This is a genomic window from Ensifer sp. WSM1721, assembly GCF_000513895.2.
In the GTDB taxonomy this organism is placed as follows: Bacteria; Pseudomonadota; Alphaproteobacteria; order Rhizobiales; family Rhizobiaceae; genus Sinorhizobium.
Genome location: NZ_CP165782.1, coordinates 3,269,886 through 3,294,169, shown reverse-complemented (window position 1 = coordinate 3,294,169; position 24,284 = coordinate 3,269,886). Strand labels below are relative to the sequence as shown.

Genomic DNA, 24,284 nt, shown 5'->3' with positions numbered 1-24,284 from the left:
CTTGGCGAAAGCGCGCGCTTCCGACTGTCCCGCACCTCTCCGATTCGCTCTATCTGAGCCGCGGGCGAAGGGCAACGATTGCGGCAGCCGTTTCCTCGATCGAACGGCGCGTCACGTCGATCAGCGGCCAGTTGTTACGGGCGCAGAGCGTGCGGGCATATTTTAGCTCCTCGGCGATTGCCGCCCGGTCCGTATAGTCCTCGCCGTGAAAGTTCTGCGTCGTTCCGAGCAGACGATGCTGACGCACCTGCGACAGTCGCTCTGCCGAAGCGATGAGCCCTACGACCAGCGGCTTTGTCGCCTTGACCAGCGCATCCGGCAGGGGCACGCCGGGTACGATCGGGATATTGGCGGTCTTTATGCCGCGATTGGCGAGATAGATGCTTGTCGGCGTCTTCGACGTGCGGCTCACGCCGACGAGGACGACATCCGCCTCGTTGAAATCGGCCGGCATCTGGCCGTCGTCATGGTCCATGGTGAAATTCAGCGCTTCGATGCGGGCGAAGTATTCCGCATCCATGACATGCTGCGCGCCCGAACGACGGCGCGACGGCGAGCCGAGATAGGACTGGAAGAGCTCGATGATCGGATCGAGCACGGAGACGCATGGAACGCCGATCTCGCGGCACCTTTGATCAATGAGGCCAGCGAGCTCCCGATCGACGATCGTGTAGAGCACGATGCCCGGCGCGCCATCGACAGCATCCAGGACCTGCATCAACTGCTTGCGGTTGCGGATCAGCGGGTAGACATGCTCAAGCGCATGCGACGACTGAAACTGCGCCGCCGCTGCGCGGCCGGCGGCAATCAGCGTCTCACCCGTCGAATCGGAGATGAGGTGCAGGTGGAAGTAGTTTTTCTTGTTCTCCACGCAATTCTCCGCGGGCTGTTGAAAAGGCGGGACAGAAACAGCTAATGGCGCGACCGGCGGTCAGGCAAGTGGAAAAGCGCCGACTTATTCACATCCCGTGCCCGGACGAAAATCGCCGGCAGACGCATGTGGACAAGACTCACGGCGACGACAAATTGTCACGCGGATCGACTCCAGATCCACAGGATACGCAACTTGCCTTCAGCGACCAAGAGATTGACTCTCAAGGATTTTAGCGCCTTTCCCCGTCACCGGTGCGAAATGCCGTAATTTTCTCCCGGCTGGTCTACGCGGCTCCGCAGTCTTTGAACCGACGGAGGATTGATTTTAATCCTTGATAGCCACCGACTCTAAGAAATAGAAACCTTTTCAATTCAGTTTTATTTTTAGATTGGGAAAGCGGCGAGTGACCGGAACGCATCGCAAAGTGCTCGAAGTTTTGAGCGGAAAAACGCTCGCTCCTCCGCCCATCTGGCTGATGCGCCAGGCGGGACGCTATCTTCCCGAGTATCGTGAGACGCGGGCAAGCGCTGGGAGCTTCCTCGAGCTCTGCTATACGCCGGATCTTGCGGTCGAAGTGACGCTGCAGCCGATCCGGCGATACGGCTTCGATGCGGCAATCCTCTTCTCCGACATCCTCGTCATTCCCGATGCGCTTCGGCGCAATGTCCGCTTCGAAGAGGGACATGGCCCGCGCATGGACCCTATCGACGAGGACGGTATCGCCCAACTGCGCGCCGAGGGCGTCATCGGCCACCTCGCGCCCGTCTTCGAAACGGTCTCGCGGCTGAGGCGCGAATTGCCGGAGGAGACGACGCTTCTCGGCTTCTGTGGCGCGCCCTGGACGGTGGCCACCTATATGATTGCCGGCCGCGGAACGCCGGACCAGGCGCCGGCGCGCCTCTTCGCGTACCGCCATCCGAAGGCCTTCGATCGACTGCTGGCGTTCCTGGCGGATGTCTCGGCAGATTATCTGGTAGCGCAGATCGATGCGGGCGCCGACGCGGTGCAGATATTCGATTCTTGGGCGGGCGTGCTCGGTGAAGAGGAATTCGCGCGCTATGCCGTCGAGCCCGTCCGGCGGATGATCGCTTCGGTTCGCGCCCGCCGCCCTTCCGCACGAATCATCGCCTTCGCCAAGGGCGCTGGGCTCTTCCTGAAGGACTATCGGCGGCTGACCGGGGCGGACGCGATCGGCCTCGACTGGTCGGTACCGCTCTCCTTTGCCGCCGAGCTGCAGAAGGACGGGCCCATCCAGGGCAATCTCGATCCGATGCGCGTCGTGGCCGGCGGCGCGGCGATGGAAAGCGCCATCGACCGGATCCTCGACGTGCTCGGCCAGGGGCCGCTGATCTTCAATCTCGGACACGGGATCACGCCGGATGCCGATCCTGAAAATGTCGCCGCACTCGTCGCCCGGGTTCGAGGGCGGCGATGACGGGGGAACGCCAGACCGATAGCGGTCCCGGCAAGCGGGCGCGGCTTCGGGCGGCCGCAGCGCTTTCGCTTTTCGCGGCGATGTTGATCGGGCTCTTCGCCTGGCAGCCCGACGATCTCTATCTCTGGATCAAGGCGCTCCACATCATCGCGGTGATCTCCTGGATGGCGGCACTTCTCTATATGCCGCGCCTCTTCATCTATCACACCGACGCAGCACCGGGATCGGAGCAATCGGAAACCTTCAAGATGATGGAGCAGCGCCTGCTCAAGATCATCATGAATCCGGCGATGATGATCTCCTGGGCGCTCGGGCTCTACCTCGCCTGGAGCGTCTACGGCTTTCAGGGCGGCTGGCTGCACGCCAAGCTTTTCTTCGTCGTGCTCTTGACCTTGGTGCATGTGCATTTCAGCCGCGCGGTGAGAGCCTTTCAGCGCGACGAGAATCGACGGGATGCGCGCTACTGGAGGCTGATGAACGAGGCACCGACCCTGCTGATGATCCTGATCGTCATCCTCGTCGTCGTGAAACCGTTTTGACTTCAATCGATTCGCAGATGTAATAGTTGTCGCTAATTTGCTTCGGCCCCTTGCGGCGTTTCACGTGAATCGCTATTTTCCCACCATCTCCTTCTCCCGCGGCCTGTGACGAAGTTTTAGAGCCTGCCTTCTCCCCCTTCGCAGCTCCCTTACAAATCACCCCGCCTTCCATTCCCCAATCAGACACGGACCCTTCATGGCTGAAATGAAGCTTCAAGACCTTAAGAACAAGACGCCGACCGATCTTCTGGCCGTTGCCGAAGAGCTCGAGGTGGAAAACGCCAGCACCATGCGCAAGCAGGAGCTGATGTTCGCGATCCTCAAGATGCTGGCTCAGCAAGAGATAGAGATCATCGGCGAAGGCGTGGTCGAGGTCCTTCAGGACGGATTCGGTTTCCTTCGCTCGGCGAATGCCAACTATCTTCCGGGTCCGGACGACATCTACATCTCGCCTTCGCAGATCCGCCGTTTCTCGCTGAAGACGGGCGACACGGTCGAAGGGCCGATCCGCGGCCCGAAGGAAGGCGAGCGCTATTTCGCGCTTCTGAAGGTCAATACGATCAACTTCGACGATCCGGAGAAGATTCGTCACAAGGTTCACTTCGACAACCTGACGCCGCTTTATCCGAACGAGCGGTTCAAGATGGAGCTCGAGAATCCGACGTCGAAAGATCTTTCGGCGCGCGTCATCGATCTCGTCGCTCCGCTTGGCAAAGGCCAGCGCGGCCTGATCGTCGCGCCGCCGCGCACCGGTAAGACGGTGTTGTTGCAGAACATCGCCCATTCGATCACGGCGAACCATCCGGAGTGCTATCTGATCGTTCTCTTGATCGACGAGCGTCCGGAAGAAGTGACGGACATGCAGCGCTCGGTGAAGGGCGAGGTCGTTTCTTCGACCTTCGACGAACCGGCGACGCGCCACGTACAGGTGGCCGAAATGGTGATCGAAAAGGCCAAGCGCCTTGTGGAACACGGGCGCGATGTGGTCATCCTGCTCGACTCGATCACCCGCCTCGGCCGCGCCTACAACACGGTCGTGCCCTCCTCCGGCAAGGTGCTGACGGGCGGTGTCGACGCCAACGCATTGCAGCGGCCGAAGCGCTTCTTCGGTGCCGCGCGCAACATCGAGGAAGGCGGCTCGCTGACGATCATCGCGACGGCGCTGATCGATACAGGCAGCCGCATGGACGAAGTCATCTTCGAAGAGTTCAAGGGCACCGGCAACTCGGAAATCGTGCTCGACCGCAAGGTCGCCGACAAGCGCATCTTCCCAGCAATGGACATTCTGAAGTCCGGCACCCGTAAGGAGGACCTGCTGGTGCCGCGCCAGGATCTGCAGAAGATCTTCGTGCTTCGCCGTATTCTCGCGCCCATGGGCACGACGGACGCGATCGAGTTCCTCATCGACAAGCTGAAACAGACGAAGACGAACGGCGACTTCTTCGATTCCATGAACACCTGATACCACGGGCATAGAGATGATGAAGGCCGGTGCGAGGAGCATCGGTCTTCTTTTTTGCTCCGCCTGGAGGGAATTTCCAGCCCGAGTGGCTACAGCAAGCTACAGCGCCGTGCGTCTTTTCAGACGCACAAAGGACGCTGTAGCCATTTGAATTGCTGCATGTTTTTGTCCTTAAATCGGGTATGACTTAAGGAAACACGCAGTAGAAGGGCGGGCAGCGCGTCGACGAGCGTGATTCACGTGAAACACACACTCCATACAGGACGGGAGAGTGTGCGCTTTTGCAGTTCACGTCCCCTCTGAACTCCTTGGGTCGATTCGAGCCCGAAACCATCGTCATCCAGTATCTTCATCCTCCGGCTTGATTTCGCGGCCGCAGGCGTGCATAAGACGCCGCTGCCAGAGCCTCGGGGCAAGCGTGCGCCGATGCGCGACGCAACGACCGCGGCAAAGCCCATTGGCGCCACCTGGTCTCAATTCTAACATTTCGATGCGAGGCATTTACGCTCGCCCGTAAGCTCGACCCGGAGCAAGGAAACGGTACCTGGATGCTGTTCACGGACACGATCTATGCGCTTTCGAGCGGATCATTGCCGGCCGGCGTCGCCGTGATCCGCATGAGCGGGCCGGCCACCGCCGATGCGGTCATGCATCTTTGCGGTTCGGTGCCGCCGGCTCGTGTCGCGACGCTGAGAACGATTCGGACTCGAAACGGTGAGGCGCTGGACAGCGGTCTGGTGATCTACTTTCCCGCGCCGGCATCTTTCACCGGCGAGGATTGCTGCGAATTGCACGTTCACGGCGGACGGGCGGTGGTGAACGCGGTCCTTGATGAACTTGCCGCCGAGGGGCTCCGGCATGCGGAGGCGGGAGAATTCTCGCGGCGCGCCTTTCAGAACGGCAAGATTGACCTGGTCGAGGTGGAAGGTCTGGCGGACCTGATCGCGGCGGAGACGGAGATGCAACGCCGCCTGGCGGTCGAGCAGTCCGGCGGCGGGCAGTCGGCTCTCTATGCTGGGTGGGCCCGGCGTCTTACGCACGCGCGCGCGATGATCGAAGCGGAGCTCGACTTTGCCGACGAGGAGGATGTGCCCGGTTCGATCAGCGCTTCGATTTGGGCAGACGTCGAGGAACTGCGGCTGGAAATTGATGCGCATATTGCAAAGGCAGGCCTTGCGGAGATCATCCGCGACGGGCTCAAGATCGTCATTGCCGGTGAGCCGAATGCGGGCAAGTCGAGTCTGCTGAACGCCCTGGCGAAAAGGGACATAGCCATCGTCACCGAGATCGCCGGAACGACTCGGGACGTTCTTTCCGTCGACCTTTCGTTAGCCGGATTCTCTGTCAAGCTGTTCGATACAGCCGGGCTGCGTGAGACTGAGGAAGTGGTGGAGCGCGAGGGCATCCGTCGCGCGCGAGAAGTTATCGCTCATGCCGATCTCGTGCTTCTGCTATCGGAAAAACCGGATGGTTTTCACGTGCATGAGGTGCTGCCGGAGGACGTTCCGGTCATACGGGTCGCGACAAAGATCGACCGGCCGCAGGTGAAATGGAGAAGTAAGGACGCGGATATCTTTCTTTCGACGATAACTGGGGAAGGCATCGCCAATCTCTTGGGCGCGCTGCAGGCGCATCTTCCAGACTTGGCAGGCAAGACGTCGCTGTCGATGCCGTCCCGCAAGCGGCATGTGGATTGCCTGCGACAGGCGAGCGCGGCCTTGGAGCGCGGCCTGGCTGCGGAGGGCCTGGAACTAAGAGCAGAGCAGCTTCGCGTCGCCAGTGAGGCGCTGGGTCGTATCACCGGGCGCGTGGATGTGGAGAACCTGCTCGACGTGATATTCTCGGAATTCTGCATCGGGAAGTGATGCCGAGATCGACGAGTTGGGCAAATCGTTGTCGCTGCAGGGCACAACGTTGGCGAGTCTGTCACACGTTTCACGTGAAACGCCTTGACTCGGGAAGGCCGAATTGAGAATCAAGGCGCCACTGCATGTCTCCTTAAATCGACGCCGATTTAGGACATGCAGCAATTTAAAGTGCTACAGCGCGTCTAATAAGACGCGCCGCGCTGTAGAAAGCTGGAGCATGTCATGAGGGATTATGATGTCATCGTGATTGGCGGCGGCCATGCAGGCTGCGAGGCCGCATCGGCGTCAGCCCGGCTCGGCGCCCGCACGGCTCTGATCACGCACAAAAAGGAAACGATTGGGGTCATGTCCTGTAATCCGGCCATTGGCGGTCTGGGCAAGGGCCATCTGGTTCGTGAGATCGATGCGCTAGACGGCCTCATGGGGCGCGTCGCTGACGCGGCCGGCATTCAGTTCCGGCTCCTCAACCGGCGCAAGGGTCCGGCGGTGCGCGGTCCGCGAACCCAAGCAGACCGCAAGCTCTATGGCCGGGCGATGCAGCGCGAGATCGATGCTGTCGAAAACCTGTCGGTGGTCGAGGGCGATGCGTTCGACTTGCTGAGTGAGGACGACGCTGTCTGCGGTGTGGTGATGAAGGACGGCCGGAGCTTTCGCGCCGCCGCCGTCGTGCTCACGACGGGAACTTTCCTGAGAGGCTTGATCCATATCGGCGATCGCAAGATCCCGGCCGGTCGCGTCGGCGAGGAGCCGTCGCTCGGCCTCTCTGCGACGCTGCGGCGCTGCGGGCTTCAGCTCGGACGGTTGAAGACTGGAACACCGGCGCGGCTCGATGGACGCACGATCGACTGGGATGCGGTCGGCCGCCAGGGACCGGACGAGGATCCCGTACCCTTCTCTTTCATGACCGATGCGATCGTGAACCGGCAGATCGACTGTGGTGTGACTCGGACGACGGGGGCCACCCACAAGCTGATAGCTGATAATATCCACCGATCCGCGATGTATTCCGGGCAGATCGAAGGGGTAGGTCCGCGCTATTGCCCGTCGATAGAGGACAAGATCGTGCGCTTCGGTGAGCGCGACGGCCACCAGATCTTCCTTGAGCCGGAGGGACTGGACGACGACACTGTCTACCCCAACGGCATTTCGACTTCGCTGCCGGAGGACGTGCAGGACGCCTTCATTCGCACTATCCCGGGACTTGAGAACGTCACGATCCTGCAACCCGGTTACGCGATTGAATATGACCATGTCGATCCGCGTGAGCTGGAGCTTTCGCTCGCAGTGCGGAAGCTTCCCGGCCTGTATCTGGCGGGCCAGATCAACGGCACCACCGGTTACGAAGAGGCAGGTGCGCAGGGACTGGTCGCCGGTCTGAATGCGGCACTTGCGGCTACCGGCCGCGATCCGGTCGTTTTCAGCCGCACCGATTCCTACATCGGCGTCATGATCGACGACCTGACGTCAAGGGGTATCACCGAGCCCTACCGCATGTTCACCTCCCGGGCCGAATACCGGCTGTCGCTTCGCGCAGACAATGCCGACATGCGGTTGACGCCGATCGGTATCGACCTCGGCTGCGTCGGTGAGGCCCGGCGCCAGCGCTTCGCCTCTTGGAGGGCGAGCTACGAATCCGGACGCCAACTTCTCCAATCCTTGTCGATTACGCCCAGCGAGGGAAAGCGTTTTGGCCTGAGACTCAACCAGGACGGACAGCGTCGCTCAGCCTTCGAAATTCTCTCCTATCCGGACCAGTCGATTGCGGCGCTGAAGCCGTTGTGGCCGGAGCTCGACGCGATCGACCGCGGGGTCGTTGAGGCGCTGGAGATCGACGCGGCTTACGCGGTCTATATGGAGCGGCAGGCGGCGGATATCGCCGGCATTCGCCGCGAAGAAAACGTGGCTATTCCAACCGATTTCGACTATGGCGCCCTGCCCGGCCTGTCGAACGAGCTAAAGCAGAAGTTGTCAGAGCAGAAGCCTCGAAACCTGGCCCAGGCGATGAAGGTCGACGGCGTGACGCCGGCGGCCGTGTCGTTGATCCTCTCCTGGCTGCGGCGGCAGGAGCGCGACAATCGACGTGTGGTTGGGTGAGCGCTACAATGAAAGCGAGTCTCGCCTCGGGGCTGAACGGATTGCGTGTTTCACGTGAAACGCTCGAAAAACTCGAGCATTTTGCCCGCCTCTTCCAGAAATGGGCCAAGTCGATAAACCTGGTGGCGCCATCCACGCTCGATGACCTGTGGCAGCGTCACATCGTTGATAGCCTCCAAATCTTCCAGCTCTCACCCGCGCCGAAAACATGGGTGGACCTCGGCAGCGGCGGCGGCTTTCCCGGCGTGATCACCGCCATCTGCCTCTCCGAGCTTTCGGACGGATGGGTCCATCTGGTCGAGAGCAACAACAAAAAGGCGGCCTTCCTTCGTGTAGCCCTCAACGAGACCGGAGCCCGCGGCTCCGTTCATCCGATTCGAATCGAGGCCGCACCCGCGGTGATTCCCCGTTGTGACGCAATCTCAGCGCGGGCGCTTGCGGATTTGAGCCAGTTGCTGGACTTCTGCGCGCCCTGGATGCTCGACGCGGACTCAAAAACCGTCGCTTTCTTTCACAAAGGACGGGATTATCAACCGGAAATCGACAAAGCCCTTAGCCGCTTTCAATTCGATCTGGTAAAACATGCAAGTGTCGTCGAGCCGGATTCGGTTGTGCTCGAGATTGCAAATCTTTCACGTCGGACGAAGTGATAGGCGAGCGAAACATGTTTGGCCCAAGAAATCGGATTATCACTATTGCCAACCAGAAGGGCGGCGTCGGCAAGACGACGACCGCCATCAATCTTGCGACAGCCCTGGCGGCGATCGGCGAGAGGGTGTTGATTGTCGATCTCGACCCGCAGGGAAATGCGAGCACCGGGCTTGGAATTCAGCGCCGCGACCGGCACCTGTCCTCCTATGAACTGATGATGGGGACGCACTCCATCGGTCAAATCGCCCAAAGCACTGCGGTGCCGAACCTCTCCATCGTCCCCTCGACGATGGATCTGCTTGGCATCGAAATGGAGATTTCCCGGGAGCCCGATCGCGTCTTTCGGCTGCGCAAGGCGCTGGGATCACCGGAGGCGTTGGCTTATTCCTACGTTTTGGTCGACTGCCCGCCATCCTTCAATCTCTTGACGATGAACGCCATGGCTGCTGCGCATTCGGTTCTAGTCCCGCTGCAGTGCGAGTTCTTCGCCTTGGAGGGTCTCAGCCAATTGCTGGAGACGGTGGATCAGGTGCGCCGCACCGTCAATCCAAGCCTGGACATTCAGGGAATTGTCCTGACAATGTTCGACTCCCGCAACAATCTTGCACAGCAGGTGGTCAGCGACGTCCGCACGCACCTTGGCGACAAGGTCTATCACACTTTGATCCCGCGCAATGTCCGCGTGTCGGAGGCGCCGTCATACGGTAAGCCGGCGATTCTTTACGATTTGAAATGCGCCGGCAGCCAAGCCTATCTGCAACTCGCCTCGGAAGTGATTCAGCGGGAGCGGCAACGCAGGGCGGCATAATCGTTTCGTTAGCGTAATAATGGGTGACATATGAACGACGACAGTTCCAAGAGACGCCTTGGTCGCGGCCTGGCCGCCTTGATCGGCGAAATGGATCAGCCGTTGCAGACCGGCGCCGCACCGGCCGCCCCGCTCAACCCGGACCGCCGCGTGCCGATCGAGTTCGTGTCGCGCAATCCCCGCAACCCGCGCCGGCAATTCGACGAAGCCGAACTGCAGGATCTGGCAAGCTCGATCCGCCAGCACGGCATCGTGCAGCCCGTCGTCGTGCGCACGGTCGGCCACGAGCGCTACGAGATCATCGCCGGCGAAAGGCGCTGGCGGGCGGCACAACTCGCAGGCTTCACCGAGATTCCGGTGATCGTGCGCGATGTTGATGATCGCACGGCGCTCGAGATCGCAATCGTCGAGAACGTCCAGCGCTCCGACCTCAATCCGCTCGAAGAAGCTCTCGGCTATGAGCAACTGATCGCCGAGCATGGCTACACCCAGAATGATCTCGGTGACATTATCGGCAAGAGCCGAAGCCATGTCGCCAACAGCCTGCGGCTTTTGAAACTGCCGGAGCCGGTGCGCGACATGCTGTCGGATGGCAGTCTGTCGGCGGGCCACGCGCGTGCGCTCATTCCGACCTCGGACCCATTGGCGCTGGCGCGCACAATCGTTTCCAAAGGGCTTTCGGTGCGCGAGGCGGAGCGTCTGGCGCAGAACGATATCAAGGCGCAGAACGACCCCAATTTCGCCAAGGGACGGCATCGCGAGGAAAAGGATGCCGATACGCTGGCGCTCGAACGCACCCTTTCGGACAGTCTCGGCCTCGAGGTTACGGTCAGCCATAGGGCCAGCGGCGGACACCTGAAGATCGCCTATAAGACGCTCGATCAACTCGAAGAGATTTGCCGGCTGCTCGAACGGCGCTGAGCGTCGTGCGACAAATCACCTTCTGACCTAAGATGACGCCCCAGTGCAACTATCGGCAACTGCGTTGCAGTTCTGGGCTCTTTCTCGTTCGCGGCCGCGCGTATCGGTGGAGCTGCTTCAACGCTTTGCCGATTGGATCGTAATCGCCAGCAGATTCTGGATAACGAGACTCTCTTCCAGGCTCTGGCGAGCGCGGCTCTGATAGATCGTTGCCTGTAGCCGGCTCAGTTCGCGTCTTATGGCCGGGGCAGTCCAATGCTTCAGCGCCGCCTCGACGATCGGCTTGCGGCGAAAATGCAGGCCGCGCCCCAGGCTGGCGATCACCTGACCGGCCGACTGACGGTTTGCGTCCATTTCCGCGCGCATCACGTCGAGTTGCTGGAACTGCCGCAAACAGGCCTGAAGCACCAGAAACGGCGGCGTTTTCGAGGTGGTGATCTTTTTCATGGCGTGAAGCAGCGCGTCCGTGTCGCCCTGCAGCACCGCATCGACCGCATCGTCGACCGAAATGGCGCTGGCGTCGCCGACGATGCCGAGGACGTCCTCCTCGTCGACGATCTCCTTGCCGCGGCAGTAGAGCGCGAGCTTGCGGATCTCGTTGCGCGAGGCCATGCGATCGCCGCCAAGCGCGTCGACGAGGCGCTCACGCGCCGCCGGGCTTATGCGCAGGCCCGCTTCGGAAAGTTCCTTGTCTATTAGCGCGTGAAGGCTGCGGACATCGTCGCTGTAGCAGGCGATCGAGGCCACGGTGCGGTTCGCTTCCCCCACCTTCCTGAGCGCGGCCCCCTTCTTGAGATCGCCGGCCTCGATGATGAGGCGGCTTCCGGCCGGCGGCTCGGCGGCGAGAATCTGCAGCGCCTCGGAAAGCCCTTTCTCGGCGGATGCTCCGCGCACCCAGACGAGCTTCTCGCCGCCGAAGAGGCCAATGGCATTGACCTCATCGAGCACGCTTCCAGCCCCTTGCAACTGCGTTGCATCAAGCTTGACCACGGCGAAGGGATCATCGAGCGGTATGCCAAAGGCACCAGCGAGCTGCGCGGCCCTTTCGGAGACGAGGCCGCGATCGGGACCATAGAGCAGGAAAAGCCGATAGCTCGCCGCAGACCTCTGCAGGAAGTTATCGAACTCGTGCGACTTGACCTCGCTCATGCCACTACCGGATCAGCGGCCGAGGGCGGCGGCAATATCGGCGCTGATGATCTCTGCCAGTTCCTTCGCGGCGCGGTTCTCGCCGTCACGGACCGCGCGCACCTTCGCGAATTCCTGTTGGGGGAAGTCGACGAGCGCGACGGCCGTGCGGTAGCCCGCCTTCACCGTCTCCCCCGTGGCCGCCTTCGTCAGGTTGTAGTCCGCCTTCACGACGATGCGGCCGGCGCCCGGGTCATCGTCATCGTCGTCATCATCATCGGTATTGTCATAGAGCACGCCCATCGTCCGGTGCGAGACGTTAAGCGCCAGATGATATTGCGGATTGACAGGTTCGCCCTTGCCGCCCGATGTCAGAAAGATGAGGGCATTCCGGACTTCCTGCTCGACACGATTCTCCGCCTCCGAAATCTCGATCGAGGCAAGCGCCGTCGCGGTCGAACCGGTAGGGCCGTCTGAATAAAGCGGCCGCACCTGGCAGCCGCCGAGCGCGGTCAGCAGCAGGACACCGGCGAGGACGGGAAAGGACCGAAGACGGAAGCCAGCTTTATCAGACAACGACATTGACGATCCTTTGAGGCACGACGATGATCTTTTTCGGGCTGCCGCCGTTGAGCGCGGTCTTCACGGCGTCCAGCGCCAGAACGGCGCTTTCGATCGCACTCTGATCTGCGTCGCGCGCAATTGTCAAATCGGCGCGCTTCTTGCCGTTGATCTGCACCGGCAGGGTGATCTCGTTCTCCATGACGAGAGCCCCATCGAACTTCGGCCACGGCCTTTCGGCCATGATCCCGTCACCGCCGATCTCGCGCCAGCATTCTTCTGCCAGATGCGGCATCATCGGTGCGATCAGATTGATCAGGATCGCGGTTGCGTCCTTGACAGCGGCGGTCAGTACCGGATCGGCCTTGCCGCCGGCGACTTGTGTCAGCGGTGCCGCCAGCGTGTTGACCAGTTCATAGATCCGCGCGACCGCCTTGTTGAAGGCGAGCTTGTCGTAGTCGGCTTCCACCGCTTTGAGCGTGCGGTGCGCGGCCTGGGATACGGCAAGCCCCTCGTCTTCCGTCGCTGGGGCCGCTTCGACGCCGCGCAGGTTTTCCGCGGCCTCGGCGATGAGCCTCCAGACGCGCTGGACGAATCGATGGGCGCCTTCGACGCCCGCCTCGGACCAGATGACGTCACGGTCCGGCGGCGAATCGGACAGGACGAAGAAGCGTGCCGTGTCGGCGCCGTAGGAGCCGATGATGTCGTCCGGATCGACGACGTTCTTCTTCGACTTCGACATCTTCTCGATCGAGCCGATAGCGATTTCCTCTCCCGTCTCGATGAGAACTGCGCGTCGCTGGCCGTCGACTTCCTCGATGCGGACTTCGGCGGGGGTGATCCACTCCCGCTGCGCACCCTCGCCGCGGCTATAGGTCTCGTGCACGACCATGCCCTGCGTGAAGAGCCCCTTGAAGGGCTCGTCAATCGCCACGTGGCCCGCGGCCTTCATCGCCCGGGTGAAGAAGCGGGAATAGAGCAGGTGCAGGATCGCGTGCTCGATGCCGCCGATATACTGGTCGACCGGCAGCCAGTGGTTGGCGGCGTTCGGATCGGTCGGCTTGTCCTCCCAGGGGGCGGTGAAGCGGGCGAAGTACCAAGAGGAATCGACGAAAGTGTCCATCGTGTCGGTTTCCCGGCGCGCGTCCTTGCCGCACACGGGGCAGGCGACGTGCCGCCAGGTCGGATGCCGGTCGAGCGGGTTGCCGGGCTTGTCAAAGGTGACGTCCGGCGGCAGCGTGACCGGCAGGTCCGCCTTCGGCACCGGAACGACGCCGCAGTCGTCGCAATGGATGACGGGGATCGGGCAGCCCCAATAGCGCTGACGGGAGATGCCCCAGTCGCGCAGGCGGAAATTGACCTTGCGCTCGGCGCGCGGGATGCCGTTCAGCGTGTCCTTCTCGAGCTTCGAGGCGATCGTCTCAAAGGCCTCTTCGGTCGAGAGCCCGTCGAGGAAGCGTGAATTGATCATCACGCCGTCGCCGACATAGGCCTCGTCTCCGATCGTGAAGGTGGCGGCGTCGGCGTCATTCGGCATCACGACCGGCACGACCGACAGGCCGTACTTGCGGGCGAAGTCCAGGTCGCGCTGGTCGCCGGACGGGCAGCCGAAGATCGCGCCCGTGCCGTAATCCATCAGCACGAAATTGGCGACATAGACCGGCAGCTCCCAAGTCGGGTCGAGCGGATGCTTGGCACGGATACCGGTGTCGATGCCTTTCTTCTCCGCCGTCTCGAGGTCGGCGAGCGACGTGCCGGCGCGCCGGCACTCCTCGCAGAAGGCCTCGACTTCGGCGCTCTTCTCGGCCGCTTCCTTGGCGAGCGGATGATCGGCCGCGATCGCCAGGAACGAGGCCCCGAAGAGCGTATCCGGACGCGTGGTATAAACGGTCACCTCCTTCGTGCCGTCGGGAACCGTTAACGGGTCGAGCTCCCATCTGAGCAGCAGGCCTTCGGAGCGGCCGATCCAGTTCTTCTGCATCAGCCGCACTTTTTCCGGCCACTGATCCAGCGTGTCCAGCGCGTCGAGCAGGTCCTGGCTGAAATCGGTGATACGGAAGAACCATTGCGTCAGCTCGCGCTGCTCGACGAGCGCGCCAGAGCGCCAGCCGCGGCCGTCGATCACCTGCTCGTTGGCAAGCACGGTATTGTCGACCGGATCCCAATTGACCTTGGATTGCTTTCGGTAGACCAGGCCCTTTTCCAGGAAATCGAGGAAGAGGTATTGCTGGCGCTGATAATAGGCGGGATCGCAGGTCGCGAATTCGCGGCTCCAGTCGAGCGAAAGGCCCATCACCTTGAGTTGCGCCTTCATCGAGCCGATGTTCTGGTAGGTCCAGCCGGCCGGATGCACGCCGCGCTCCATAGCGGCGTTCTCCGCCGGCATGCCGAAGGCATCCCAGCCCATCGGATGCAGCACATTGAAGCCGCGGGCGCGCTTGTAGCGGGCGACAACGTCGCCCATGGTGTAGTTGCGCACATGCCCCATGTGGATCCGCCCGGACGGATAGGGGAACATCTCCAGCACGTAATATTTCTCGCGCGGATCGTCGTTCTTCGTCTCGAAGACCTTGCGTGCTTCCCATTCCTGCTGCCAGCGCGGTTCGGCATCGCGCGGATTATATCGTTCGGTAGCCATGTCTTTTGTCGATGTTCCGGAAAACCTGCGGGGCCAAAGCCCTCATGATAGCTGGCGTGACCTTCATCACGAAACCACTCAAGCGTCAAGTTTTGAAGGGTTTGGCACCGAACTTTGGCGTATTCCAGCCGTCGGACCTCACGCGGGCTTGGCAAGCAGCGCAAGTTTCAATAATCCGCAGGGAGTTGTCGAAGCGGTTCTTGGATCGGGAGCATGAGGATGGAAGTCGAGGAGCGGCTAAGCGAGGTCCTGAGCCGGATTCGTGAGAGCGAAAAAGCTGCGAACCGTCCGGAGCATGCGGTTGGCCTGGTTGCCGTTTCAAAAACCTTTGGTGCCGAGGCGATACGGCCCGTCATCGCCGCCGGCCAGCGCGTCTTCGGCGAAAACCGCGTGCAGGAGGCGCAGGCGAAGTGGCCTGAGCTTAGAAACGAAACGCCAAATCTCGAGCTGCACCTGATCGGCCCGCTGCAATCCAACAAGGCCGCGGACGCGGTGGCGCTGTTCGACGTTATCGAGACGATCGATCGGGAGAAGATCGCCCGCGCCGTTTCCGCGGAAATGAAGCGCCAGGGGCGTAATCTCCGGCTTTACGTGCAGGTCAATACCGGCCTCGAACCGCAGAAGGCGGGCGTGGCCCCGGAAGAGACGGTCGCCTTCGTCCGCTTCTGCCGCGGTGAACTGGGCTTGAACATCGAAGGGCTGATGTGCATTCCGCCTTTCGAGGAGAATCCGGGCCCGCATTTCGCCTTGCTCGCCAAGCTTGCGGCGCAGTGCGACCTTGCAAAGCTCTCCATGGGCATGTCCGGCGATTTCGAAACCGCGATCGCTTTCGGTGCCACGAGCGTGCGGGTCGGCTCCGCCATCTTCGGCGCACGCTGAGCGCCGTTCCCCTTTCGTCGGGCTTCACCTTTATCTCCGTTGGCCTATCCTCGTTAGCCGAGGAGCCGGGCTTTTCGTCCGGAAAAGTCAATGGGAGGAACGGAGATGGCGAGCCGCTATTCCGAAGTGTATGCCGCGTGGAAAGCCGATCCGCACGGATTCTGGGCCGATGCCGCTCAGGCGATCGACTGGTTCAAGAAGCCCGAGCGGATTTTCGAGCCTGAATGCGGGACCTATGGACATTGGTTCGTCGATGGCGCCACCAACACCTGCTATAATTGTCTCGATCGCCACGTGGAGGCGGGACGCGGTGAGCAGGCGGCCTTCATCTACGACAGCCCCGTCACCGGCCGGATTGAGAAGATCTCCTATGCCTCGCTGCTCGCGGACGTGAAGGCGATGGCGGCGGTCTACCGCAAGCTTGGCATCGGCAAGGGCGACCGGATCATCATCTATATGCCGATGATCCCTCAAGCGGCGATCGCCATGCTGGCGGCAGCGCGCATCGGCGCGGTGCATTCCGTCGTCTTCGGTGGTTTCGCCGCCAATGAGCTCGCCGTTCGCATTGATGATTGCCAGGCCAAGCTCGTCGTCTCGGCAAGCTGCGGCCTGGAGCCCGGGCGTACCGTTGCCTACAAGCCTCTGCTCGACCACGCGATCGAGATCGCTGGCAACAAACCCGCCCATTGCCTGATCTTCCAGCGCGACATGCTCACCGCAGACATGCTGCCGGGCCGCGACATCGATTTCGCCGAGGCGCTTGCCACGGAGAAGGAGGCCGGGGAGGACTTACCCTCTACGCCGGTCGCCTCCACCGACCCGCTCTATGTGCTCTACACCTCTGGAACCACCGGACAGCCAAAGGGCGTCGTGCGCGATAACGGCGGCCACATGGTCGCGCTCAAATGGTCGATGGAGAATTTCTTCGGCGTACAGCCGGGCGAAGTCTTCTGGGCGGCGTCCGACATCGGCTGGGTGGTCGGGCACTCCTATATCGTCTACGGGCCGCTCATCCACGGCTGCACCTCGATCCTCTTCGAAGGCAAGCCGGTCGGAACGCCGGATGCCGGAACCTATTGGCGCATCATCGCCGAACACGGCGTCGCGGTCATGTTCACGGCGCCGACGGCGCTGCGCGCCATCCGCAAGGAGGATCCGGAGGCTTCGTATGTCGCGCCTTACGATCTGTCGCGCTTCCGCGCCCTCTATCTCGCCGGAGAGCGCGCTGATCCGGACACGATCCGCTGGGCCGAACGAGCGCTCAGCGTGCCCGTCATCGACCATTGGTGGCAGACGGAAACCGGCTGGCCCGTCGCCGGCAATCCCATGGGCCTCGGCTTGCTTCCGGTGAAATACGGTTCGCCGGCGGTTCCGTTACCCGGCTATGACGTGCGGGTCCTCGACGATGCCGGCCACCCGGTGGAAGCCCGGACGCTCGGCAACGTCGTTATCAAGTTGCCCTTGCCCCCCGGTTGCCTGCCGACGCTCTGGAACGCCGATGACCGCTTCCATGCTGCCTATCTCGAGGAATATCCCGGCTTCTACAAGACGGCGGACGCCGGCTATATCGACGAGGACGGCTATATCTTCATCATGGCGCGCACCGACGACATCATTAACGTCGCCGGGCACCGGCTGTCGACGGGTGCGATGGAGGAGGTCTGTGCCAGCCATCCGGACGTCGCCGAATGCGCCGTGATCGGCATTGCCGACCCGCTCAAGGGGCAGGTGCCTGCCGGTTTCCTAGTCATCAATTCCAATGTTTCCCGTGAAACGGCGGAAATCGAGCAGGAGGTCATCGGTCTCGTGCGCGAACGCATCGGCCCCGTCGCCGCCTTCAGGACCGCCATCTGCGTCAAGCGACTGCCGAAGACGCGTTCCGGCAAGATCCTGCGTTCGACGATCCAGAAGATCGCCGACCGCCAGCCCTGGAAGATGCCGGCGACGATCGACGATCCGGCGATCCTCGACGAGATCGCAGAGGCGCTTCGCGCGAAGGGGATCGGTGTCTAGAGAAATCCGTCCGGAAATTGCGGAGTTTCAGAGAGTTAGATCATTTCACAGTTTCAGTGAAACAATGAAATGATCTAAAGTATTTAGATTCGAAGTTCTATCTCCGGATCACGCCGCAAAATCCGGCGCCTGCTTCGCTGGGCGTAAGGTCTTGCCAACAAAAAACCCGGACCGTGCGGCCCAGGTTTTTTACATGTTGTCGATGGCGACGCGATCAGTATTCGTCGTCGTCCTCGTCCTTGCGGTCCGATTTCAGCGACTTCAGTTTGGCGAAGACGGCATCGGCGTCGATTTCCTTCTCCTCCTCGCGTTCGAAGTCGTAGTTGAGCTTCTCGGTTTCGCGTGCCGCTTCGAGCGTCGCACCCGCCTCGGCCGCCGTCGGCAGCGGGCGGCCCTTGGCGGCGCGCTCGACCTCGAGATCGAGATCGATCTGCGAGCAGAGGCCGAGGGTGACCGGATCCATCGGTGTCAGATTGGCCGAGTTCCAATGGGTGCGTTCGCGAATCTGCTCGATCGTCGACTTCGTCGTGCCGACGAGGCGCGAAATCTGGGCGTCCTTCAGTTCCGGATGGTTGCGCACCAGCCAGAGAATGGCGTTCGGACGGTCCTGACGCTTGGAGACCGGCGTGTAGCGCGGCCCCTTGCGCTTTGAATCCGGAACGCGGACCTTCGGTTCGGAGAGCTTGAGCTTGTGGTTCGGATTTGCCTCGGCGCGGGCGATCTCGTCGCGCGAAAGTTGACCGGTGGCGATGGGATCGAGGCCCTTGATGCCCTGTGCCGATTCACCGTCGGCAATCGCTTTGACTTCGAGCGGGTGCAGCTTGCAGAACTGCGCGATCTGGTCGAACGAGAGGGCGGTGTTGTCAACGAGCCAGACGGCTGTTGCCTTGGGCATAAGCAGTTGCTGAGCCATGGATATAGTCCTTTTGTCCGTCCGCGCCGGTGTCGCGGGCCGTGGAGTCTACCACTGATTTCCGGGAATTGGGCGTTCTATACCGTTCTTGTCTCGAAATTGCAATTCTTCACTTCCAAATGTGCTTTTGTCTAATTGCGGCCGTGCTTTGACCTGCTATGAATCGTCCAAAGGGCGGTTGGAGTGCCGCTGAAGAGCGGATCATGTTGATGTTCTGGGAGGATTCGACCCACGATCATCGAGATCCAGGCAGAAATGCGCAGGGAGGAAGAATATGGACGTCAAGACCCACCCGGTCCTGGAAGCGGCCAAGAACCGCACTCTCATCGACAATGAGACTTACCTCAAATGGTATGAAGAGAGCGTTGCAGATCCGGACAAGTTCTGGGGCGAGCACGGAAAGCGTATCGATTGGTTCGAGCCTTATACCAAGGTCAAGGACACATCCTTCGAGGGTAATGTCTCGATCAAGTGGTTCGAAGACGGGCTCACCAACGTCTCCTACAATTGCATCGACCGGCACCTCAAGACACACGGCGAGAAGACCGCGATCATCTGGGAAGGGGATAACCCCTATCTCGACAAGAAAATCACCTATAACGAGCTCTACGACAAGGTTTGCCGGCTTGCCAACGTCTTGAAGAAGCATGGCGTCAAGAAGGGTGACCGCGTCACAATCTACATGCCGATGATCCCCGAGGCGGCCTATGCAATGCTCGCCTGCGCCCGTATCGGCGCCATCCACTCGGTCGTTTTCGGCGGGTTCTCGCCGGAGGCGCTCGCCGGCCGCATCGTCGATTGCGAGTCCACTTTCGTCATCACCTGCGATGAGGGCGTGCGCGGCGGCAAGCCGGTGCCGCTCAAGGAAAATACCGACACGGCGATCCACATTGCCGCCAAGCAGTATGTGATGGTCAACAAGGTGCTGGTCGTGCGCCGTACCGGCGGCAAGGTCGCATGGGCGCCGGCACGCGATCTCTGGTACCACCAGGAAATCGCCACAGTCGAGCCGCATTGTCCGCCCGAGAAGATGAACGCCGAAGATCCGCTGTTCATCCTCTACACGTCCGGTTCGACCGGCAAGCCGAAGGGCGTTCTTCACACGACCGGCGGTTATCTCGTCTACGCCTCGATGACGCATCAATATGTGTTCGACTACCACGACGGCGATATCTATTGGTGCACCGCCGATGTCGGCTGGGTGACGGGCCATTCCTATATCGTCTACGGGCCGCTCGCCAACGCGGCGACGACGCTGATGTTCGAAGGCGTGCCGAACTTTCCGGATGCGGGCCGTTTCTGGGAAGTGGTCGACAAGCACAAGGTCAATATCTTCTACACGGCCCCGACCGCGATCCGTTCGCTGATGGGCGCCGGCGACGACTCCGTCAAGCGCTCGTCGCGCTCCTCGCTGCGTCTGCTCGGAACGGTCGGCGAGCCGATCAATCCGGAAGCCTGGGAGTGGTACTACCACGTCGTCGGCGATGAGCGCTGCCCGATCGTCGATACCTGGTGGCAGACGGAAACCGGCGGCATCCTGATCACGCCCCTGCCCGGCGCGACCGATCTCAAGGCGGGTTCGGCGACACGCCCCTTCTTCGGCGTCCAGCCGCAGATCGTCGACAATGAAGGCAAGGTGCTCGAGGGGCCGGCCGATGGCAATCTCTGCATCGTCGACAGTTGGCCGGGGCAGATGCGCACTGTCTACGGCGATCATGAGCGCTTCGTGCAGACCTATTTCTCGACTTACAGGGACAAATACTTCACCGGCGACGGCTGCCGCCGCGACGAGGACGGGTACTATTGGATCACCGGCCGCGTCGATGACGTGCTCAATGTCTCCGGCCATCGTCTCGGTACGGCCGAAGTCGAATCCGCGCTCGTGTCGCACCACCTCGTCTCGGAGGCGGCGGTCGTCGGCTATCCGCACCCGATAAAGGGACAGGGCATCTATTGCTATGTCTCGCTGATGGCGGGCGAGGTCGGCAGTGACGAGTTGCGCCAAGAACTCGTCAAGCATGTCCGCTCCGAGATCGGGCCGATCGCGACGCCCGACAAGATCCAGTTCGCCCCCGGCCTGCCGAAGACGCGCTCGGGCAAGATCATGCGCCGGATTCTCCGCAAGATCGCCGAGGATGATTTCGGTTCCCTCGGCGATACGTCGACGCTTGCAGATCCGGCGGTTGTCGACGACCTGATCGCCAATCGTCAGAACCGCGCTTGATGTCGGATGCCCGGGCTCTCGGCTGGGGCTGGCTTCTTTAGCCGGAGTCTCTTTCTGAGCCGCCTGAGCACATCAGCCGTACTGGTATTTTGGCTCATCTCCTCCGTCATCCTCGGGCTTGACCCGAGGATCCATGCGCAAGCCTAAGATTGGATCCTCGGGTCAAGCCCGAGGATGACCACAGGAGGATTGGCGCGCAAAGTTCACGTTGGCGCGTGATTGGCACTCTATCTCTTCCGAGGCGGTTAGGGCGTCGCATTCAATCGGATTCGTGCGACGCGCTTTAGGTGTTTGTTTTTGTGCATGTCGTCATCTCAAAACCGCTGCACACTTTTGGGCGACATGCACCAATTGACGACGGTGATTTCGGGAAGGAAACGACCTTCAGAGGGACGGTAAGCACCGGGGCGAGATAATGTGAAATAATATGGGTCGCCGCACGTCCACACGTGGGCCCCACTAGACCCGCAATATCAGAAATCGATCGCCCGACCCTTGATCTCCCAGTCGCCGAAGCGGGCCGGATCGAGACCGCCGCGCCCGCCGACTTCGGCAGGCATTTCCTTCGGCTGTTCGGCGCGCCGCCGCTCCTCCGCCTCCTCGAGCGCGCGAAGGGCGGCCGGCGGCAGCGGCCGTTTGGGATGATCGGGGGAATTGTCGTTGTCGTTCTGCATCTCGAGGTGCCGGTGTATCGTGACGATATTGAAGCGCGGAGTGTTTATCCCCATCATATAAGCGCTTCCGTGCGAACGGAAAACCTGATTCACGTGAAACGTTCGGGCGATATAGGCGGAACAGAAAGCAGTCGCGCTTGGTTTTCCACCGGATCGCCGCACCGGACGACGATACGAACATGGCTGGAGCTCATTCATGAACCTCGTGCGCACCGCAATGCTGCTCGCCTTCATGACCGTCCTCTTCATGGCCGTCGGCTATGTCATCGGCGGCCGAGGCGGCATGATGATCGCCCTCGTGATCGCCGCGGGCATGAACTTCTTCTCCTACTGGAACTCCGATCGCATGGTGCTCGCCATGTATCGCGCGCAGGAGGTCGACGAGCGCAGCGCCCCCGAATATTACGGCATCGTGCGCGATTTGGCGCGGAACGCCGGCCTGCCGATGCCGCGCGTTTATGTCATCGACAGCCCGCAGCCGAACGCCTTTGCCACCGGTCGCAACCCTCAGAACGCGGCGGTCGCCGCCTCTACGGGCCTGCTGCACTCGCTCTCCTACGAGGAGGTCGCCGGCGTCATGGCACACGAGTTAGCGCATATCCAGAATCGCGACACATTGACGATGACGATCACCGCAACCCTTGCCGGTGCGATTTCGATGCTCGGCAATTTCGCCTTCTTCTTCGGCGGCAACCGCGAGAACAACAATCCTCTCGGCTTCATCGGTGTGCTGATCGCGATGATCGTCGCGCCGCTAGCGGCCGCCCTGGTGCAGATGGCGATCAGCCGCACGCGCGAATATTCCGCCGATCGGCGCGGCGCGGAAATCTGCGGCAACCCGCTCTGGCTTGCCACTGCGCTTAGAAAAATCGCCGGAGCCGCGCACGTCATCCACAATGACGACGCCGAGCGCAATCCCGCGACCGCGCATATGTTCATCATCAATCCGCTCTCGGGCGAGCGAATGGACAATCTCTTTTCGACCCATCCCAACACGGAAAACCGTGTCGCGGCGCTGGAGAGAATGGCCCAGGAGATGGCGACGGGCTCGACGGCGCCGGTTCGCGCTGATAGTCACGTGCGCAAATCGCGCTCTGTCCCGAGAACCGGCTGGGGTCGCGGTGGTTCCGAACCGCCGAAAGGCCCCTGGTCCTGATGTCCGAAGATAGAAGAAACGATTCACGTCCGAAACGAGCCCGAATCCACAAGCCGTCCCGAACGGAAGACTCGCGCCGCGGCGCTGCCGCGGCGGCGAAGCCAGGGCTGAGAAGTCGTCAGGCCGCCGCCAAGATCTTGGGCGCCGTGATCGACCGCAAGACGCCGCTCGACGGCATGCTCGACCAGGAGCATGGAAACCCAGCCTATCGCGAGCTCAGTGAAGCCGACCGCGCGCTGGTACGCGCCATCCTCAATTCCGCGCTCCGCCATCTGCCGCGCATAAAGGCCGCCATCGATTCGCTGTTGCAGACGCCGTTGCCGGAGGGCGCGCGCGCTCTCGAACATGTGCTGACCGTTGCCGCAGCGCAAATCTTCTATCTGGATGTTCCCGATCATTCCGCCGTCGATCTTGCAGTCGAGCAGGCTCAGGCAGACCCGCGCAACCGACGCTTCGCGAGCCTCGTCAACGCCGTGCTCCGGCGGCTTTCGCGTGAGAAGGAGGCCATTCTCGAAAAGGTCGGCACCGTTTCGGCGATACCGGCCTGGTTCCATGAAAGACTTGTCACGCACTACGGCCGCGCTGAGGCTGAGCGCATATCGGAAGCGCAACTCGTTCCTGCCGCCATCGATCTCTCGGTGAAGTCCGATCCCGCCTCCTGGGCCGAGCGCCTCGGCGGCACGGTCCTGCCGACCGGTTCCGTCAGGCTCGGCGACTTTTCCGGCGCGATCCCGTCGCTGCCCGGTTTTGCGGAAGGCGCGTGGTGGGTCCAGGATGCGGCCGCCTCCATTCCGGCGCGTCTTTTTGGAGATATCGCCGGCAAGACGGTAGTGGACCTCTGCGCCGCTCCCGGAGGCAAGACGGCCCAGCTTGTGCTGGCCGGTGCAGACGTGATGGCGCTCGACCAGTCGTCGAGCAGGCTCAAGCGCCTCAAAGCCAATCTCGATCGGCTCGGCTTTGAAGCCCGCACGAAGGAGATCGACATGGCCGCATTCCAGCCGGAAGAGCTCTTCGACGCCGCGCTTCTCGATGCGCCCTGCTCGTCGACCGGCACGACGAGGCGGCATCCGGATGTACTCTGGACCAAGGGGCCGGAAGACGTCGAGAAGCTCGCGCGCCTGCAGGAGCGCCTGCTTCGCCACGCGCTTTCCATCGTGAAACCCGGTGGCCTGGTCGTCTTTTCCAATTGCTCGCTTGATCCGCGTGAGGGCGAGGAGGTTGTGGCCCGTGTTCTGGCCGATGGCGGGTGCGAGCGTGTTCCGGTTGCCGCGGCCGACTGGCCGGGACTCGAAGAGGCGATCACTCCCCTCGGAGAGTTCCGCACGACGCCCGCCATGCTGCCGCTCGATCCGCCTTTTTCCGGCGGGCTCGACGGTTTCTATGCCGCGGTGCTGCGCCGGGGGCGGGTTTGAGCGCGGCCTGCGGCGGCTCCGTCAACAGCCTGTT

General features: G+C 61.7%; 19 protein-coding genes. 13 read left to right on the top strand and 6 right to left on the bottom strand.

Translation table 11 applies throughout. The features are described 5' to 3' along the window. Positions 1-49: 49 nt before the first annotated feature. Entirely contained in the window at positions 50-871 is an 822-nt protein-coding gene (locus M728_RS15865; protein WP_026619484.1) for a pyruvate, water dikinase regulatory protein, read from the bottom strand. Between the two features lie 406 nt (positions 872-1,277). On the opposite strand from M728_RS15865, the gene hemE reads away from it, so the two are divergent. From hemE to M728_RS15825, 8 genes are all read left to right on the top strand, one after another. Then, a complete protein-coding gene (gene hemE, locus M728_RS15860) occupies positions 1,278-2,309 on the top strand; it encodes a uroporphyrinogen decarboxylase (RefSeq protein WP_026619485.1) in 1,032 nt (343 codons plus the stop codon). Beyond that, entirely contained in the window at positions 2,306-2,848 is a 543-nt protein-coding gene (gene hemJ, locus M728_RS15855) for a protoporphyrinogen oxidase HemJ (RefSeq protein WP_026619486.1), read from the top strand. The genes hemE and hemJ overlap by 4 nt, the downstream gene beginning before the upstream one ends. A gap of 196 nt (positions 2,849-3,044) precedes the next feature. Further along, positions 3,045-4,310 (top strand): transcription termination factor Rho, encoded by a 1,266-nt coding sequence (gene rho, locus M728_RS15850; protein WP_026615293.1) that lies wholly within the window; start codon positions 3,045-3,047, stop codon positions 4,308-4,310. A 548-nt stretch (positions 4,311-4,858) separates the two neighbouring features. Further along, positions 4,859-6,175 (top strand): tRNA uridine-5-carboxymethylaminomethyl(34) synthesis GTPase MnmE, encoded by a 1,317-nt coding sequence (gene mnmE / locus M728_RS15845; RefSeq protein WP_026619487.1) that lies wholly within the window; start codon positions 4,859-4,861, stop codon positions 6,173-6,175. Positions 6,176-6,400: 225 nt separating this feature from the next. Further along, positions 6,401-8,272 (top strand): tRNA uridine-5-carboxymethylaminomethyl(34) synthesis enzyme MnmG, encoded by a 1,872-nt coding sequence (gene mnmG, locus M728_RS15840; protein WP_026619488.1) that lies wholly within the window; start codon positions 6,401-6,403, stop codon positions 8,270-8,272. An 8-nt stretch (positions 8,273-8,280) separates the two neighbouring features. Then, on the top strand, positions 8,281-8,922 hold the full coding sequence (gene rsmG / locus M728_RS15835; RefSeq protein ID WP_026619489.1) for a 16S rRNA (guanine(527)-N(7))-methyltransferase RsmG: 642 nt from the start codon (positions 8,281-8,283) through the stop codon (positions 8,920-8,922). Positions 8,923-8,936: 14 nt separating this feature from the next. Beyond that, positions 8,937-9,731 (top strand): ParA family protein, encoded by a 795-nt coding sequence (locus tag M728_RS15830; RefSeq protein WP_026619490.1) that lies wholly within the window; start codon positions 8,937-8,939, stop codon positions 9,729-9,731. A gap of 30 nt (positions 9,732-9,761) precedes the next feature. After that, a complete protein-coding gene (locus M728_RS15825) occupies positions 9,762-10,652 on the top strand; it encodes a ParB/RepB/Spo0J family partition protein (protein ID WP_026619491.1) in 891 nt (296 codons plus the stop codon). Positions 10,653-10,769: 117 nt separating this feature from the next. Here the strand turns inward: M728_RS15825 and holA are convergent, their stop codons facing one another. From holA to leuS, 3 genes are read right to left on the bottom strand one after another with little or no spacing between them, the layout of a single operon-like run. Further along, entirely contained in the window at positions 10,770-11,801 is a 1,032-nt protein-coding gene (gene holA / locus M728_RS15820) for a DNA polymerase III subunit delta (RefSeq protein WP_026619492.1), read from the bottom strand. Between the two features lie 12 nt (positions 11,802-11,813). After that, positions 11,814-12,362, bottom strand: coding sequence for an LPS assembly lipoprotein LptE (locus M728_RS15815; RefSeq protein ID WP_026619493.1), 549 nt, complete (start codon positions 12,360-12,362; stop codon positions 11,814-11,816). Continuing rightward, a complete protein-coding gene (gene leuS, locus M728_RS15810; protein ID WP_026619494.1) occupies positions 12,349-14,979 on the bottom strand; it encodes a leucine--tRNA ligase in 2,631 nt (876 codons plus the stop codon). Before leuS ends, M728_RS15815 begins: the two co-directional genes overlap by 14 nt. Before the next feature lie 219 nt (positions 14,980-15,198). On the opposite strand from leuS, the gene M728_RS15805 reads away from it, so the two are divergent. Together M728_RS15805 and M728_RS15800 are read left to right on the top strand one after the other, a co-directional pair. Beyond that, on the top strand, positions 15,199-15,858 hold the full coding sequence (locus M728_RS15805) for a YggS family pyridoxal phosphate-dependent enzyme (protein ID WP_026619495.1): 660 nt from the start codon (positions 15,199-15,201) through the stop codon (positions 15,856-15,858). Between the two features lie 105 nt (positions 15,859-15,963). Further along, positions 15,964-17,871, top strand: coding sequence for a propionyl-CoA synthetase (locus M728_RS15800; protein ID WP_026619496.1), 1,908 nt, complete (start codon positions 15,964-15,966; stop codon positions 17,869-17,871). A 214-nt stretch (positions 17,872-18,085) separates the two neighbouring features. Here M728_RS15800 and M728_RS15795 read toward each other — a convergent pair whose 3' ends face one another. Then, positions 18,086-18,784 (bottom strand): DUF1013 domain-containing protein, encoded by a 699-nt coding sequence (locus M728_RS15795; RefSeq protein ID WP_026619497.1) that lies wholly within the window; start codon positions 18,782-18,784, stop codon positions 18,086-18,088. Positions 18,785-19,058: 274 nt separating this feature from the next. On the opposite strand from M728_RS15795, the gene acs reads away from it, so the two are divergent. Further along, positions 19,059-21,008, top strand: coding sequence for an acetate--CoA ligase (acs, locus tag M728_RS15790; RefSeq protein ID WP_026619498.1), 1,950 nt, complete (start codon positions 19,059-19,061; stop codon positions 21,006-21,008). 473 nt (positions 21,009-21,481) lie between these two features. Here the strand turns inward: acs and M728_RS15785 are convergent, their stop codons facing one another. Beyond that, complete coding sequence (locus M728_RS15785) at positions 21,482-21,682, bottom strand: DUF1674 domain-containing protein (RefSeq protein ID WP_156943368.1); 201 nt, start codon at positions 21,680-21,682, stop codon at positions 21,482-21,484. Between the two features lie 196 nt (positions 21,683-21,878). Here M728_RS15785 and htpX point away from each other — a divergent pair, with 196 nt between their 5' ends. Then, on the top strand, positions 21,879-22,838 hold the full coding sequence (gene htpX, locus M728_RS15780) for a zinc metalloprotease HtpX (RefSeq protein WP_026619500.1): 960 nt from the start codon (positions 21,879-21,881) through the stop codon (positions 22,836-22,838). Next, positions 22,838-24,250, top strand: coding sequence for an RsmB/NOP family class I SAM-dependent RNA methyltransferase (locus tag M728_RS15775; protein WP_026619501.1), 1,413 nt, complete (start codon positions 22,838-22,840; stop codon positions 24,248-24,250). The genes htpX and M728_RS15775 overlap by 1 nt, the downstream gene beginning before the upstream one ends. Positions 24,251-24,284 lie beyond the last annotated feature (34 nt).

Excerpts from the sequence above, each read along its gene's own strand:
- hemJ (WP_026619486.1), top strand. The coding sequence starts at position 2,306 with ATGACGGGGGAACGCCAGACCGATAGCGGTCCCGGCAAGCGGGCGCGG.
- rho (WP_026615293.1), top strand. The coding sequence starts at position 3,045 with ATGGCTGAAATGAAGCTTCAAGACCTTAAGAACAAGACGCCGACCGAT.
- mnmE (WP_026619487.1), top strand. The coding sequence starts at position 4,859 with ATGCTGTTCACGGACACGATCTATGCGCTTTCGAGCGGATCATTGCCG.
- mnmG (WP_026619488.1), top strand. The coding sequence starts at position 6,401 with ATGAGGGATTATGATGTCATCGTGATTGGCGGCGGCCATGCAGGCTGC.
- rsmG (WP_026619489.1), top strand. The coding sequence starts at position 8,281 with ATGAAAGCGAGTCTCGCCTCGGGGCTGAACGGATTGCGTGTTTCACGT.
- M728_RS15830 (WP_026619490.1), top strand. The coding sequence starts at position 8,937 with ATGTTTGGCCCAAGAAATCGGATTATCACTATTGCCAACCAGAAGGGC.
- M728_RS15825 (WP_026619491.1), top strand. The coding sequence starts at position 9,762 with ATGAACGACGACAGTTCCAAGAGACGCCTTGGTCGCGGCCTGGCCGCC.
- holA (WP_026619492.1), bottom strand. The coding sequence starts at position 11,801 with ATGAGCGAGGTCAAGTCGCACGAGTTCGATAACTTCCTGCAGAGGTCT.
- M728_RS15815 (WP_026619493.1), bottom strand. The coding sequence starts at position 12,362 with ATGTCGTTGTCTGATAAAGCTGGCTTCCGTCTTCGGTCCTTTCCCGTC.
- leuS (WP_026619494.1), bottom strand. The coding sequence starts at position 14,979 with ATGGCTACCGAACGATATAATCCGCGCGATGCCGAACCGCGCTGGCAG.
- M728_RS15805 (WP_026619495.1), top strand. The coding sequence starts at position 15,199 with ATGGAAGTCGAGGAGCGGCTAAGCGAGGTCCTGAGCCGGATTCGTGAG.
- M728_RS15800 (WP_026619496.1), top strand. The coding sequence starts at position 15,964 with ATGGCGAGCCGCTATTCCGAAGTGTATGCCGCGTGGAAAGCCGATCCG.
- M728_RS15795 (WP_026619497.1), bottom strand. The coding sequence starts at position 18,784 with ATGGCTCAGCAACTGCTTATGCCCAAGGCAACAGCCGTCTGGCTCGTT.
- acs (WP_026619498.1), top strand. The coding sequence starts at position 19,059 with ATGGACGTCAAGACCCACCCGGTCCTGGAAGCGGCCAAGAACCGCACT.
- M728_RS15785 (WP_156943368.1), bottom strand. The coding sequence starts at position 21,682 with ATGCAGAACGACAACGACAATTCCCCCGATCATCCCAAACGGCCGCTG.
- htpX (WP_026619500.1), top strand. The coding sequence starts at position 21,879 with ATGAACCTCGTGCGCACCGCAATGCTGCTCGCCTTCATGACCGTCCTC.
- M728_RS15775 (WP_026619501.1), top strand. The coding sequence starts at position 22,838 with ATGTCCGAAGATAGAAGAAACGATTCACGTCCGAAACGAGCCCGAATC.